This is a genomic window from Palleniella intestinalis (genome assembly GCF_013166595.1).
GTDB classification, from domain to species: Bacteria; Bacteroidota; Bacteroidia; order Bacteroidales; family Bacteroidaceae; genus Prevotella; species Prevotella intestinalis.
In genome coordinates this window covers 12,748-25,563 of record NZ_JABKKG010000010.1, presented here as the reverse complement: position 1 = coordinate 25,563, position 12,816 = coordinate 12,748, and the positions used below count along the sequence as shown (strand labels likewise).

The window sequence follows — 12,816 nt, the reverse complement described above, 5'->3', positions numbered from 1 at the left end:
TTGTCATTGTCTTCTTTGCCTGACGCTGATAAATGAGTACACAGCGGCAGATATGCGTGCTATGGCTTTTGCAGCCTCTTCCTCGTTACCTTTGAAATCCTTTACAAACACAGCCAGCGCATAGTGCTTGCCGTTTGGCAGGCGTATGAATGCGACATCGTTGTGGGCAGCGAGGATTCCCGCCTCATTGGTGTAGCCTGAGCCGGTCTTATGGGCGACGACAACACCTTCCTTGTCAAGCAATGGCGCGACAATCCTGTCCTTGCCGGTTGAGCATTGCTCCAAGGTTTCCATTATGAAGGATTGCTTGCCTTTGCTTATCAGGCTGTCGGTGAACAGACGGTTCATGAGCGTTGCGGCGCCGAGAGGCGATGTGCGGTTGGAGTATGCCTTGCCGTGGTCGGCGGACATCTCCTCTTCCGTGTAAGCTATCCGGAAACTTTGGCGAGGGATGAGCGTGGCGATGAAACTGTCGGTGCGTGCAACGTCTGCCAATCTGTTGAACATGAGGTTGCTTGCGTTGTTGTCACTCTGAATGAGCGTGTAGCGCAGCAGTTCCTTGACAGGCAAAGCGAATTCCGCCTCCCGGTGGTCCTTCAGCATAGGGCTCCATGTGTCCGGGTCGAGTTTGTCCCTTTGCATGGCAATCAATGAGTCGAGGGAAAGCCCCTTGCGGTCAAAGTCGTTGCAGAGGGCTAATGCCTGATGCACCTTGAACACGCTCATCATGGCGTAGATGCTCTTGTTGTTGACGGCGACAGTGTCGGCGTTGTCTATGATTACCGCCACGCCGATTTCGCCCGGATAGTCGGACGCGATTTTGGAAAGTGTGTCGGTAAGTGCTTGAGTGTCAGGTGCGGATGCGTTGCTGCCTGCCCGGTGAGTGAATTGCACTGCTGACAAGCAGAACAAGGAGATGCCTAAGGCGAATAGTCCTGTTTTGAATTTTGTCATGATGTGTGATGTGTTTCTTTGTAACGTATGGCGGATTTTGTGGAATATATCGTATATATAAAAAAAAGCATGGGCGGCTGTTCAACGCTGCCCATGTACATGTCATTGCTGTGGCTCTTTCTGCTGGAACTGCGATTTGCGCAGCTGGAAATTGTCGGTAAGGTAATTCTTTCTTACCATTGGGTCGGCGGCAAGTTCCTCCGGAGTGCCTTGGAAAAGAATCCTGCCCTCAAAGAGAAGGTAGGCTCTGTCCGTGATGGCGAGCGTCTCCTGAACATTATGGTCGGTGATCAGTATGCCTATGTTCTTGTACTTCAAGTGCCACACCACCTCCTGAATCTCCTCCACCGCGATTGGGTCCACACCGGCGAAAGGCTCGTCAAGCATGATGAATTTCGGTTCTATGGCAAGGCATCGCGCAATCTCCGTACGGCGGCGCTCGCCACCCGAAAGGCGGTCGCCGAGGTTCTTGCGCACCTTGTGGAGCGAGAACTCGTTGATGAGTTGCTCGAGTTTCTCCATTTGGTAGTCGCGGGGCTTGCCCGTCATCTCCAGCACGGAGAGGATGTTGTCCTCGACAGTCATTTTCCTGAACACGCTCGCCTCCTGCGGCAGATAGCCGATGCCGAGGCGTGCACGCTTGTAGACAGGGAGCTTCGTGATTTCCTCCTCACCTATATAGATATGTCCTCCGTTTGGGACGACAAGGCCTGTGGTCATGTAAAATGATGTTGTCTTTCCTGCGCCATTAGGCCCTAACAGTCCGACAATCTCGCCTTGCTTGACATCGAACGCCACATCGTTGACCACGGTGCGCTTGCCATACTGCTTGACAAGTCCCTCCGCGCGCAAAACCAACTTCTCTGTTTCTTCCATCATATTCTATTTTGTTTGTCATGCAAAGTTACAACGAACTTGTTACATGGCGAAATAATTTCGCATTTATTTTGTATTTATTCCCAGCATGAAATCAATTATTTGGCAGGTTGCTTTAATTCCATCAGCAATTCATCGACAATATAAAGGTCCCCCATCAGGTAGAGATAATCATCATGGTCATGCAGGCGGCTGCATGTCTTTGACGAATAGAATGTGTCAAAGGCTTGCTCCGGAGAAATGTCTAGAGCTTTGTGGATGAGGGTTATGATACGCCCGATTTTGTTCCAAAGTAATATGTCGTTAAGCATTGCTGTCCTTAGGTGAGAATGAATCAATGAATCTCATGTATTTGTCCGCAACATGTTGGTTTGTTATGCACAGCTGATTGTTTGGGGCAAAATGTTGCAGACGCTCAATGGCAAGCTCTTCCGGTATGAAGCCGCCGATGAAAAGTTCGACAGTATCAATCACACGATCATCAGCCACTCCGCCTTCCACAATGTCAAACGATTTCCAATTGTCGCCACCTCTGCGGTTTGCAACAATGAAATCAAGCCATTCGCGGTCGTATGCCTCAAACTTTTTGTAGACAAATTCCTTTGCCGCAGCCTCAATGTCAAGCTCATATTGGTTGATGACAGGAGGCATTCCCCTGCTTAGAGACATTCTCTCACTCCATTTCGTAGCTTGCTCAAGTAAGTTTGTGACATAAAAGCCAGTGCCAAAATCAAGGTTTGCCCGTCCCATGTCAACGCGTGGGGTGGCAATGCGTTCTGTCCCTGCATGGTAGACCATCATGACAGTCCCTCCTTGCTTTCCCATTTGGCAAGCGTTGCCAGGACATCCTTTGTCACATGGTCACGGCTCTCGGCATGAAGAACGTCATAGCATTTTAAGATATACCCTTCAATAAGGTTGACACGTTTCATCCTCTCATACATCTGCTGTGCAGAGATACCCAAGGCGCGTGCAGCACTTTCCACACAAGACGATGCGAAGATCATGCGGTATTCAATGTTACGCTCTGTCATGGCTTGTTGTTTTTTAAAAATTTGTTATGGCATAAACTTGCTTTTGCAAAGTTACAATTAAGTCACCGAATGGCAAAATAAATTTGCATTTATTAAAAGGTAGCAGCTGAAAATCGTAACGATTCGACGGACATAAATTCTTATGATTGCGCACCGCGGCAAACATGTAAGGCTATTGCGGAAATGATGTACTGATTCAATGATTTTGGAGTGTAAAGGTCTATTGTAGAATGTGTGGCGGAGCCACAGTCTTTATGGTAACCTCCGGCTTTAGCCGTGAGGCCTCCAATAGCCCATACATAAGGTGTGGCAGTGCCACACTCCTTTATGTTTAAGGTTAATTATGCGATGCAGCAAACTTATGAAAAGGAGTGTGGTTCCACCACACAGCAGTAAAGCATCATTACTACCTCACGGCTGAAGCTGGAGGTTAACATAAGGAATGTGGCGCTGCCACACATTATGCAGTATTTCATGTGGATACCATAACACCAATAATAGTGGATTTGCAGAGCAGCTGCTGGCAACCACACGATTCTCAGAAGCCGACCGCCATTCCCAGCGCCATTGGATAAGCCTTCGGCGCATTGCTTGTCTTCATAAGCGGCGTGAGAGCTTGCCTCATGTAGAATGCTATGCCTGCATAGCCGAACTGTAGTTCAAGGTTAACGCCTATCGGGTTTACATGAATGTCCTTTGTCGTAGTGATAGTGTTGTGGTTGGTCTTGTAACGCGCACGCTCGCTTTGCCTTACCTCCAGTGACAAGCCGAAAGTGGCGAAGAGCTCACGCCTCTTCACAGTGCGCTGATATTCCAGAAAGACAGGGAAACGCAACGCCTTGTAGCTGATGTAGCTCTTCTTGAACGTTTCGCCCTCACTGTATTCTATAGGCTGTACGGACAGTATGCCGTCATTGTTGTACAAGGCATAGTCCTCCTTGAAATGCACCTTCACCCATGCGAACTGCATGCCGAACGACATTCCGAACGTGTGCCGGCTGTTGAAAGGGATGGCTGCGGACAATGGTGCGATGGCAAACTCCCATGATTTGGAGCTGTTCAGGTGCATGCCGTCGCTGTTGTTGAAATGCATCGCCCCTCCGCTCAGTGTCGAGAAACCATAACTGAACCAAGGGATGTGGCTGTAGAAATGGGCTTTTCTGTTGATGTTCCATTTCTTTGGCAGGAACGGCGAAGTGACGTACACTTGCGTAACTTCCTGTCCGTCGACGAATTTTGTCTCGGAAGTCTTGCGGAACTCGTCGCCGTCTTGGTCAAGCACAGCCACGTTTGTGCCTTCGTCCGTGTCGCTGACCACAATCTGCTTGTTGCCGTATACGAATGTTGTGTCTTGCACTGTTTCTGCCTGCATCGCAATAGCCGGCAAGAGGAGAATCAAAGTGAAAAGTTTTTTCATGGTGAATATGTTTTTTTGCATGTTAGGGTACTATATATAATAAGGTGTAAAAATCGCCTACCGCCGTTTGCCATAGCACATTGTCATTACATCCTCAGGCTTCAAAGCCCCCTCGATGTAAATCAGTGTGCCGCTGCCTTTCGGGCCTTTGCTGAACAGGATGTAGCGGTTTGTCTTCCCGTCCGTTGACGGCATCTGGTAGTAACCGCTCACGACCGTGCCGTTGTCGACAACCTCACGGATTTTCTTCGCCTTGCGCTTGTCCTCGGCAAGAGCCTTGTCCACCTCATTGCCGATATGCTTGTAAACAAGGCTTTTGTATGTGCGCAGAGGATAGCCGCGCATTTTCGTGTCGTGCATCTCCACCATTTTGCAGCCTTTCGAGTGGCCGTAAGTCGCAAAGATACGGTCGATGGTCAGTGCCGCCTGCATGGTGAGACTGCTTGCCATAAGCAATAATGTCAATAGTATATGTCTCATGATTCGTTTGGTTTACAATGTTTTTGCGCTATGCGCTTCATAACTCGTCAAAAGCCGCGAAAGCATCATCGTCAGTGTACATCACGGATTGCAATGCCGCCTCCGCCTCTTCCTGCACAATGTGCTTGTTTGTCACCCTCTTGCCGTCAAGGACAGCATAACCGTCCGCTGCGTTTCCCTTCGGCAGGGCTATGATGACTGTCGCCGCAATGCAGGCCGCAATGGACGCGATGCGCAGATATAGAGTAAGCCTGCCCTTGCTTTTCTTTGCCGCGGAAGGTTCTTCCACGACAGCCGCCTTGCTGTCGACAAAAGCAAACATCATCTTGTACGCCTGCCACTCCTTTGGCATCTCCTCGTCCGGCAGCGTCCGGAAATACTTGCGCAGGGCATTCTCCTCGGCGCATGTCGTCATGCCGTCGTCATATTTCTCTAAGAGTTGTTGTATTTCCTGTTTTGTCATATCGTCCTTGAGTTAGAAAGTCTTACAAATTCTTCCCTGATTTTCCTGCGAGCCCTTGACATATTCTGCCTCAAAGCCTCAGGCGAGCAGCCTATGATGCTGATTATCTCCTCCGCCTCATAACCTTCAATCTCCTTCATCCTGAACACAGACCGCTGTAGAGGCGGCAGATGCTCCACAATCAAGCCTATGAGTTCCATGTCGCTGCGTGCCTCGGCGGTGTAGCTTTCCGTGCCGGTCTCCTGCGGCATGCCTGTGAATTTCTGCCTTTGCCGCCACAAGTCGTTCGCCTTGTTGCGCAGGATAGTCATCGCCAGGGCCTCCACATTAGGATGACTGTCCAGTTGGTCGCGTATGCTCCACAGTTTCAGCATGGTCTCTTGCACAATGTCCTCAGCGTCGCTGTCATTGCCAAGCAGCTGTCCCGCCCTTTTCAAGAGCCGGCTGCGTATTGGGATAATCTTTCTATTGAATGTGCTTAAGTCCATTTTCTTTGTTTGCTGTGCCGTCCTTTCCGGTGTCCGGCAGCCCTGTGTTTTTGTTGTTTCTCGTTTTTTCTTGTTGTTTCTATCCATATAACGCAGAAAGCCGCGATTTGTGACATCATGGTGCACATTTTTTCTTGCTATCCGTGAAAAAATATTGAAAGGAGATAATCTGCAGCACCTTGCCAACTTGTCTTTTGATGCCTAACTGCTTCTGTATTTCTTTGTATATCAATGCGTTGTAAAAGGTAACCTTTCGCACTGTAAAGTGTTACCTTTTATGATGTCAAGCGTTACCTTTTGTACATTGAAAGACAACCAACAGAAAAACCAATGATTATTTTGCGTGACAATATGAAAAATCATTCAAAAAGTTTTCAAGTTTAAGAATAATTTATTATTTTTGTACCTGATTTCCTTATACTCCTTTTTGGAAGCGCCACCTCGGCATCTCCGGTAAAGGTTCTATAAGTCCACGCCGAGCAGAAGCAAGTTCCTTTCGATGAAGGAACACTGCGGACGCGGGTAGGGAAGAGGAATCACTACATATTGAGAAGGCGTTTAACTGACGCTTTGGTTTTGACAACCTAAGAACTTCGCAACTTCAAACGATTAGTCAAAAAACAAAGCAACGTAAACGCCCTATGGGATGTGTATTATTGATATGCAGCCTTTTTCTTCCTTTGGCAGCCCCGCCGGCTTCCAAAGGACTGAGGCGTATTGATATACATGCATCGGCGTGGGGCTTTGGCGTTGCTCGTTTCGACTAATCGGGCAATGCGAAGGCCTTTAGGTTGTGGGACGGGCAGCAGGACTGGCTCCACACCTTTTTTATATGTATGTACATCAAGAAAAACCTATCTATGCGACAGCAAGCCTCGGAGCCGACTGCACGTTTTTAATAAATAGTGGTTTCTTTATCATATCACTAAATATGTACATCCTATGCGGAAATCTGAGAAAACAGCAATATTCAGAGTATTCACTGATTTAATAAAGGCTGATGATATCATTGATATTAAAGAAATAGATTTTCTTGATGAACTTAGAGAAAAATATGGTATCACAAAAGAATGCGAAATAACGGCCGGGTCATTGACTTTGGCAAAAGCCCTCAAAACAATTGCTACAGCTGATAAAAAGACGCGACATTCTTTGATGAATGATTTCATCAGAGTAGCAATGTCCGATGATTTTTGTGCAAAAGAAGAAGCACTTTTATTGATTGGACTACGGCTTTTATTGACAATAAATAGTCAAAACATATCCATATTGTCTGTTGATTCTTCCATAATATCATTTGATAGTTCGCAAATACTTTACATAGAAAGCGAATACGACAATAAAACAAACGAACAAATAAACAAGCTTTTCAGAGAACTCTGTGCTGAAGTTCGTCTTTTTGGATTTGAACTTGTATATCTCCCTAAAATAAGTGAACATTACAATAGTATCGCAGAGGCAGACTTATTGCGTATAGCTGAATTTCTATATCCAAAAGTAAGTACCGAGCGTATACATAACATCGTTAAGCAGATACAGAATTTATCCACAGCCTCCTTCTGCAATGAACAGTTGGCAACCAAGTTTGCTATTGAAGAACTAAGAACCATCAATCCCTCATTCTTAATGAAAATAGGAGAATCGACAATGTCCGATAAGAGGATAACAAACTTGATGCTGATAGAAATAGCTGATAACCCATTATCCACGATACGCTTCATCATGGATTTGCTCGCAGAATGCTTTCACAATCTGCAACTCAACTATGTCAAAGAATCAAAAGGCCGATTTGTCTTTACCGGATACCATAGGCAAATATTCGATATATTCATGTTACGTAAAGGAGTAAGAAGCCCTGTTGTATTGGACCCTTTGCGTGAACGCATATATTTCTCTGAGGCAGATGTAACATTTGCTAATATCCACAGAAGAGAGAAAGCTCTGTATGCATTGTTCTTGCTGGAATCTGCAAGCGGTGGCATAAACTTCAATCCGCCGAAATCCGCAAAACAACTTGAGAAATACGAAAAACGCATGAAAGCCATCATACGTAAGTATCAACTGATTTACAGAATGTTTGGCGGAGAACCGGAGAAAGCTCCTAACATAGAGATACCGGAAATCCGCCTGCCAATGATAAGCTTGCTTAAGAGGCAGTTAACCCAAATGAAGGATATACTTTATAATGTTGAGAGCTATATGATTCAAAGAAATATATATGGCAACTATGCCATCAGCATTCCTACATCTTTGTGCTGTTGCTATGGAATTGACAAAACAGACATAAAGCTCCTGTCAGAATCAGAAGATTGGATAAGAATTGCAGCTATCTGAAGTGTTGGTCTTTCCAACGAAAAAAGGTTCAAAGGTTGCAATCAGCATACACACAAAAAAGCTGTCAAGCATTGCAACATTTCTAAAGAACAAGTACTGTCAAAAATATTATATAATTTTGCATCATAAACAAATCCAACATATAAAAGTCAACAACTATGATTAATCTTGAGAAAGGACAAAGAATCAGCATGGACAAAGGCCTCACGCTGGTAGGGGTAGGTCTCGGCTGGGACCCAAATGAAGGGACAGGTTATGATTTCGACTTGGATGCATCAGCATTTATGCTCGGCGAAAATGGCAAAATACCAGCAGATGAGTATTTTGTATTCTACAATAACCAAAAGTCTCCTGATGGTTCTGTGGAATCCACAGGCGACGATTTGACTGGTGGAAATAGTGACGGCGGTGATGACGAAACCATAAATGTGGACCTGACAAAAGTAGACTCCAAGATTCAGGAAATCGTATTCACTGCAACAATTTACAAGGCAGAAGAACGCAGACAGAACTTCGGCCAGGTACGCAATTCGTACATCCGTATCTACGATGCCAAGACAAATTCGGAAATTGCACGCTATGACCTTGATGAGGATTTTTCAGTAGAGACAGCCGTAGAATTCGGCCGTCTGTATCGTCGTTGCGGAGAATGGAAATTCGAGGCTATGGGCATAGGCAACAAGGGCGGATTGCAACTGTTGGTCAACAAATACGCATAAAAGGTTATGGCCATAAATCTTGTAAAAGGACAACGTGTAGCCATAGGCAACGGCCTTACTCGTTTGAAGGTCGAAATGGGATGGAAGGTCAATCCTAATGCAAATCCTCCCTATGACCTTGACGCATCCACATTCTTGCTTGGCAACAGTGGGATGATAGAAAACGAGTATGACTTTGTGTTCTATGGCTCGCCTAATAAAACTCAAGCGTTAGATAATAATGGGAAGCCTATGTTTGACCAGGACGGGAATCCTGTATACCGGCCTATATCACTTGACAAGAGTGTGCTTGGCTCTGTTGATGACTTGGGCGATGACGATGACAATACAGGTGAAGGCAACGAGGAAATTGATGTTGACCTGACAAAGACATCTCCTTCTGTCAAAGAGATACTTTTCACTGTAAGCATCTATTGGAATCCTAATGACGCTAACGACACTCGCCAACGCTATAATTTCGGTCAGGTGCGTGATGCTTACATCCAAATTAAGAATGCAGTGGTCGGTGATATAATCTGCCGTTACGATCTTGATGAGGATTTCTCTACAGATAAAGGAGTTGAGTTTGGACGTCTGTATCGTAGGGGAACAGAATGGAAATTTCAAGCTGTCGGTGAAGCCCATACAGATGGATTGGAACCTATATGCAGAAAGTATGCATCTAAATTTATGTAGCTATGGCTATTGTTCTTGAAAAAAGTGGAGATACCCACCATATCAATCTCGAAAAGCGAGAAGGAAAACCCGTGACAGGTGAGATTGTCATCAATCTTGATTGGAATAAGGGTGGTTTCTTCAAAAGCTTATTCGGCAATTCTGTTGACCTTGACCTCGGCTGTTTCTACGAGTTGCGCAACGGACAGAAGAATTTGATAGATGGTTTGCAGTTCTCGCATGGCCGAGGTGGCGACCGTCATCATGTAACACGGCAAGGATGCTACGACAAAGCACCCTACATCTGGCATCAGGGAGACGATAGAGGTGGTGGCAGTTCTTCCGGTGAAACAATTCTTGTCAACTCCATAGGCGTTAATGACATTAAACGCATCATTGTATACACTTTCATTTATGAAGGTGTCGCAAAATGGTCTGATACAAACGCAGTTGTCAAAGTGAAAGTACCCGGCAGCGAGGATGTTGTAGTAGAAATGGATCAACAAACAAGTTCAAAGAAATTCTGTGCCATTGCCGAACTTGATTTTGGAGGCGATAACTCCATTACTGTGAAAAAGCTTGTCACATTCCATGATGGGCACAGCGACTGTGACAGGAAATATGGCTGGGGCTTCAATTACAGCCCCGGCAGTAAAGACTAATAACTATAAAACAAAATATTATGGCTATAAGACTGGAAAAAGGACAGCGCATCAATCTCGAAAAAGAGACCGGTGCAAAGCTGACAAACTTCTGTGTGGGTTGCAACTGGGGAGCAATAGTCAAAAAGACATTCTTTGGACTCAGCAGTTCTGTTGTGGATGTCGATTTGGACTTGAGTTGCTTGATGTTCGATGCAGAAGGCAAACCAATAGACCACATTTATTCTCCACTCTATCGTTTTGGTGATAGAAATATAGGACTTCCCAACGGAAAAGTTGATTCTATCGACCGCGCTCTACATCACACAGGTGATGACACGCAGGGCGACCAAAATGGTGATGATGGATTGGACAATGAGATTATCACAGTGGATTTAAACAGAGTAAGTGCACAAACTAACTCCATTGTGTTCTTCCTCAACATTTACAATAATAATGAGTTTAGCGGAGACTTCTCTGAAATCCCTTACGCATCAATCAGAATGTATGAAGGCACTGCAACAAAGGTAAACTCAGTCTTCGCACAATATGATGTGGCTACCAAAGACAATTGCCGTGGAATGCGCGCCTTGATTATGGGTAAGCTCTACCGTCGCAATGGTGAATGGAAATTCGCAGCTATTGGCGATGCCTTCGAGGATAGAAATATAGTCCAGACAATAGCAAGAGTAATGAAGGATTATTCAAAATAAAACCAAACAATATGAGAAGACTTCCTGTTTATCTGCTCCTTGATACCAGCGGCTCCATGTATGGCGAGCCTATCGAGGCTGTGAAGAATGGTGTCCAGACACTTGTCTCCACATTGCGCAGCGACCCTTATGCACTCGAAACTGCATATATCAGTATCATCACTTTCAACTCGTCAGCTCAGCAGATTACTCCTCTAACGGAGCTGGCTGCTTTCAAGCAACCAAATATCGATGCAAGCGGTTGTACCGTTCTTGGAGGTGCTCTTGAGCTTTTGTCACAAAAGATTGATAGCGAAATCACAAAGACCACAACTGAGGTCAAGGGTGACTGGCGTCCACTGATTTTCATCATGACCGATGGAGTACCAACTGATGATATCAGCAAAGGGCTCGCAGAGTTTAAGAAACGCAAGTGTGGCATGGTAGTAGCCTGTGCAGCCGGGCAAGGAGCAAGCACAGATACACTGAAACAAATCACAGAAAATGTAGTCCAACTCGACACAGCTGACAGTGCAACAATCAAGGCATTCTTCAAGTGGGTATCTGCAAGTATCAGCACAAGCAGCAAATCTGTAGAAGAAACAGCAGCCGAAACCACCACAATGAGCGAGTTGCCACCTCCACCTCCTGAGGTGAACATCGTAGTATAAGCCAAACCATGCCCGGAAGCCACCTGACATTGTACAAGGATAGTCTTTCGGGCATTAATTCTAAAAAATGATGAACAGAAGACTACCGGTATATATCCTGATAGACACAAGCGGCTCAATGAAGGGAGAGCCGATTGAAAGCGTTAAGGTCGGATTATCTGATATGATAGCATCGCTACGCCTTGACCCATACGCATTGGAGACGGTGTGTATAAGTATTATAACATTCAACAGTAATGTCAAGCAAACACTTCCGCTTACGGATTTGGAAAACTTGCAGATACCGGATATACAAGTTCCTGATTCCGGTGCTACGTTTTTGGGCGCAGCCTTAGACCTTATGTGTCAGCGATATGATGCAGAAGTGAACATCGGTTCTCGTGAGCAGAAAGGTGATTGGATGCCACTCCTCTTTATCCTTACAGACGGCAAACCTTCTGACATACAAGCATACGATGAAGCCATCCTAAAGGTTAAGCGTCATCAATTTACCAATATTGTTGCCTGCGCAGCCGGACCTAAAGCAAAGACAGAGCCATTGAAGAAACTCACCGATAATGTGTTCACCCTTGACACAATGGATAGCAACACATTCAAGAAATTCTTCCAGTGGGTAACAATTAATGTACGACAAGGTGGACGAACTATGGGCGTCACTGACCAAGTTGAGCTTCCTGCACCACCGGCAGAAATAAACATTGTTATCTGAGAAGTATGAATGTCAAGTTAGTAGGTAATTTTATTCAGCACTTGGAGGTCGAACTTCTCTCCGGTGAGGACTTTTATGCTCAAAAAGGTGCTTTGATTTATCTTGAAAATGGTATAGAAAAAGAAGTCATGATGAATGGTGGAGGAGCCGGTACATTAGGAGCCCTTGGCAATTTGATTGGAGCAAAGTTGTCCGGTGAGTCTATATTCTTGATGCGCTATTCCAACAGAACACAATCTCCCAAGAAAATTGTGTTTGGCAGTTCATGCGGTCTTCATCCCATAAAAATCCAAAACGAAACTCTTATCTGCAACAAAGGTGTATATGTAGCCTCCAACAACTCTGTACATGTCTCCACGAAAATATCTATTGCAGGAATACTCGGTGGTATGGGAGTCTTCCTGCAAAAGATTTCCGGTAATTCAACAATCTTTCTTGATTGCAAAGGTCAACCGATAACTAAAGAACTGGGATATGGTGAAACCATTGAAGTGGATGAAAATCATGTCATCGCTCTTCAAGGAATCTCAGAGAGCCAGCTTTCTTCTGCTTGGTCATTGAAGAACGTGTTTGGGGGAGAAGGACTAAGTATGTTGAAAATTACCGGTCCAGGCCGCGTTCATTTAAGTCCAGGCAGTTTAATACCGGAATACAGGCCTGTAAACCAATAACTATAACAACAAA

General features: G+C 45.3%; 17 protein-coding genes. 8 read left to right on the top strand and 9 right to left on the bottom strand.

The window, feature by feature from the left end; all coding sequences use genetic code 11:
* Window positions 1-3: 3 nt before the first annotated feature.
* From bla to HPS57_RS12135, 9 genes are all read right to left on the bottom strand, one after another.
* Window positions 4-954 (bottom strand): class A beta-lactamase, subclass A2, encoded by a 951-nt coding sequence (gene bla, locus HPS57_RS12175; RefSeq protein WP_172183477.1) that lies wholly within the window; start codon window positions 952-954, stop codon window positions 4-6.
* 102 nt (window positions 955-1,056) lie between these two features.
* Entirely contained in the window at window positions 1,057-1,833 is a 777-nt protein-coding gene (lptB, locus tag HPS57_RS12170) for an LPS export ABC transporter ATP-binding protein (protein WP_369811527.1), read from the bottom strand.
* 95 nt (window positions 1,834-1,928) lie between these two features.
* Window positions 1,929-2,141, bottom strand: a complete 213-nt coding sequence (locus HPS57_RS12165; protein WP_172183474.1) for a DUF3791 domain-containing protein — start codon at window positions 2,139-2,141, stop codon at window positions 1,929-1,931.
* Window positions 2,134-2,655 (bottom strand): DUF3990 domain-containing protein, encoded by a 522-nt coding sequence (locus HPS57_RS12160; protein ID WP_253946552.1) that lies wholly within the window; start codon window positions 2,653-2,655, stop codon window positions 2,134-2,136. Before HPS57_RS12160 ends, HPS57_RS12165 begins: the two co-directional genes overlap by 8 nt.
* On the bottom strand, window positions 2,628-2,864 hold the full coding sequence (locus HPS57_RS12155; RefSeq protein WP_172183471.1) for a DUF3791 domain-containing protein: 237 nt from the start codon (window positions 2,862-2,864) through the stop codon (window positions 2,628-2,630). The genes HPS57_RS12160 and HPS57_RS12155 overlap by 28 nt, the downstream gene beginning before the upstream one ends.
* A 538-nt stretch (window positions 2,865-3,402) precedes the next feature.
* Entirely contained in the window at window positions 3,403-4,281 is an 879-nt protein-coding gene (locus tag HPS57_RS12150) for a hypothetical protein (protein ID WP_172183468.1), read from the bottom strand.
* A 57-nt stretch (window positions 4,282-4,338) separates the two neighbouring features.
* A complete protein-coding gene (locus HPS57_RS12145) occupies window positions 4,339-4,761 on the bottom strand; it encodes a DUF6108 family protein (protein ID WP_172183464.1) in 423 nt (140 codons plus the stop codon).
* A 37-nt stretch (window positions 4,762-4,798) separates the two neighbouring features.
* Entirely contained in the window at window positions 4,799-5,224 is a 426-nt protein-coding gene (locus HPS57_RS12140; RefSeq protein WP_172183462.1) for a PG0215 family putative anti-sigma factor, read from the bottom strand.
* Entirely contained in the window at window positions 5,221-5,712 is a 492-nt protein-coding gene (locus tag HPS57_RS12135) for a GFO_1088 family ECF-type sigma factor (protein WP_172183460.1), read from the bottom strand. The genes HPS57_RS12140 and HPS57_RS12135 overlap by 4 nt, the downstream gene beginning before the upstream one ends.
* A gap of 942 nt (window positions 5,713-6,654) precedes the next feature.
* On the opposite strand from HPS57_RS12135, the gene HPS57_RS12130 reads away from it, so the two are divergent.
* From HPS57_RS12130 to HPS57_RS12095, 8 genes are all read left to right on the top strand, one after another.
* Complete coding sequence (locus HPS57_RS12130) at window positions 6,655-8,046, top strand: hypothetical protein (protein WP_172183458.1); 1,392 nt, start codon at window positions 6,655-6,657, stop codon at window positions 8,044-8,046.
* A gap of 158 nt (window positions 8,047-8,204) precedes the next feature.
* The gene (locus tag HPS57_RS12125; RefSeq protein WP_172183456.1) at window positions 8,205-8,765 is read left to right on the top strand and encodes a TerD family protein; all 561 of its coding nucleotides are present in this window, start codon (window positions 8,205-8,207) and stop codon (window positions 8,763-8,765) included.
* A 6-nt stretch (window positions 8,766-8,771) separates the two neighbouring features.
* Complete coding sequence (locus HPS57_RS12120; RefSeq protein ID WP_172183454.1) at window positions 8,772-9,440, top strand: TerD family protein; 669 nt, start codon at window positions 8,772-8,774, stop codon at window positions 9,438-9,440.
* A gap of 2 nt (window positions 9,441-9,442) precedes the next feature.
* A complete protein-coding gene (locus tag HPS57_RS12115; RefSeq protein WP_172183452.1) occupies window positions 9,443-10,081 on the top strand; it encodes a stress protein in 639 nt (212 codons plus the stop codon).
* 20 nt (window positions 10,082-10,101) lie between these two features.
* Entirely contained in the window at window positions 10,102-10,773 is a 672-nt protein-coding gene (locus HPS57_RS12110; protein WP_172183450.1) for a TerD family protein, read from the top strand.
* 11 nt (window positions 10,774-10,784) lie between these two features.
* Complete coding sequence (locus HPS57_RS12105) at window positions 10,785-11,423, top strand: vWA domain-containing protein (protein ID WP_172183448.1); 639 nt, start codon at window positions 10,785-10,787, stop codon at window positions 11,421-11,423.
* A 70-nt stretch (window positions 11,424-11,493) separates the two neighbouring features.
* Window positions 11,494-12,132 (top strand): vWA domain-containing protein, encoded by a 639-nt coding sequence (locus tag HPS57_RS12100; RefSeq protein WP_216653409.1) that lies wholly within the window; start codon window positions 11,494-11,496, stop codon window positions 12,130-12,132.
* Window positions 12,133-12,137: 5 nt separating this feature from the next.
* Complete coding sequence (locus tag HPS57_RS12095; protein WP_172183444.1) at window positions 12,138-12,803, top strand: AIM24 family protein; 666 nt, start codon at window positions 12,138-12,140, stop codon at window positions 12,801-12,803.
* Window positions 12,804-12,816: the final 13 nt, after the last annotated feature.

What these genes read in the sequence shown, in the direction of transcription:
- HPS57_RS12155 (WP_172183471.1), bottom strand. Translation starts at nt 2,864, where the DNA reads ATGACAGAGCGTAACATTGAATACCGCATGATCTTCGCATCGTCTTGT.
- HPS57_RS12150 (WP_172183468.1), bottom strand. Translation starts at nt 4,281, where the DNA reads ATGAAAAAACTTTTCACTTTGATTCTCCTCTTGCCGGCTATTGCGATG.
- HPS57_RS12125 (WP_172183456.1), top strand. Translation starts at nt 8,205, where the DNA reads ATGATTAATCTTGAGAAAGGACAAAGAATCAGCATGGACAAAGGCCTC.
- HPS57_RS12105 (WP_172183448.1), top strand. Translation starts at nt 10,785, where the DNA reads ATGAGAAGACTTCCTGTTTATCTGCTCCTTGATACCAGCGGCTCCATG.
- HPS57_RS12120 (WP_172183454.1), top strand. Translation starts at nt 8,772, where the DNA reads ATGGCCATAAATCTTGTAAAAGGACAACGTGTAGCCATAGGCAACGGC.
- HPS57_RS12135 (WP_172183460.1), bottom strand. Translation starts at nt 5,712, where the DNA reads ATGGACTTAAGCACATTCAATAGAAAGATTATCCCAATACGCAGCCGG.
- HPS57_RS12165 (WP_172183474.1), bottom strand. Translation starts at nt 2,141, where the DNA reads ATGCTTAACGACATATTACTTTGGAACAAAATCGGGCGTATCATAACC.
- HPS57_RS12140 (WP_172183462.1), bottom strand. Translation starts at nt 5,224, where the DNA reads ATGACAAAACAGGAAATACAACAACTCTTAGAGAAATATGACGACGGC.
- HPS57_RS12115 (WP_172183452.1), top strand. Translation starts at nt 9,443, where the DNA reads ATGGCTATTGTTCTTGAAAAAAGTGGAGATACCCACCATATCAATCTC.
- HPS57_RS12110 (WP_172183450.1), top strand. Translation starts at nt 10,102, where the DNA reads ATGGCTATAAGACTGGAAAAAGGACAGCGCATCAATCTCGAAAAAGAG.
- HPS57_RS12145 (WP_172183464.1), bottom strand. Translation starts at nt 4,761, where the DNA reads ATGAGACATATACTATTGACATTATTGCTTATGGCAAGCAGTCTCACC.
- HPS57_RS12100 (WP_216653409.1), top strand. Translation starts at nt 11,494, where the DNA reads ATGAACAGAAGACTACCGGTATATATCCTGATAGACACAAGCGGCTCA.
- HPS57_RS12130 (WP_172183458.1), top strand. Translation starts at nt 6,655, where the DNA reads ATGCGGAAATCTGAGAAAACAGCAATATTCAGAGTATTCACTGATTTA.
- bla (WP_172183477.1), bottom strand. Translation starts at nt 954, where the DNA reads ATGACAAAATTCAAAACAGGACTATTCGCCTTAGGCATCTCCTTGTTC.
- HPS57_RS12095 (WP_172183444.1), top strand. Translation starts at nt 12,138, where the DNA reads ATGAATGTCAAGTTAGTAGGTAATTTTATTCAGCACTTGGAGGTCGAA.
- HPS57_RS12160 (WP_253946552.1), bottom strand. Translation starts at nt 2,655, where the DNA reads ATGGGAAAGCAAGGAGGGACTGTCATGATGGTCTACCATGCAGGGACA.
- lptB (WP_369811527.1), bottom strand. Translation starts at nt 1,833, where the DNA reads ATGATGGAAGAAACAGAGAAGTTGGTTTTGCGCGCGGAGGGACTTGTC.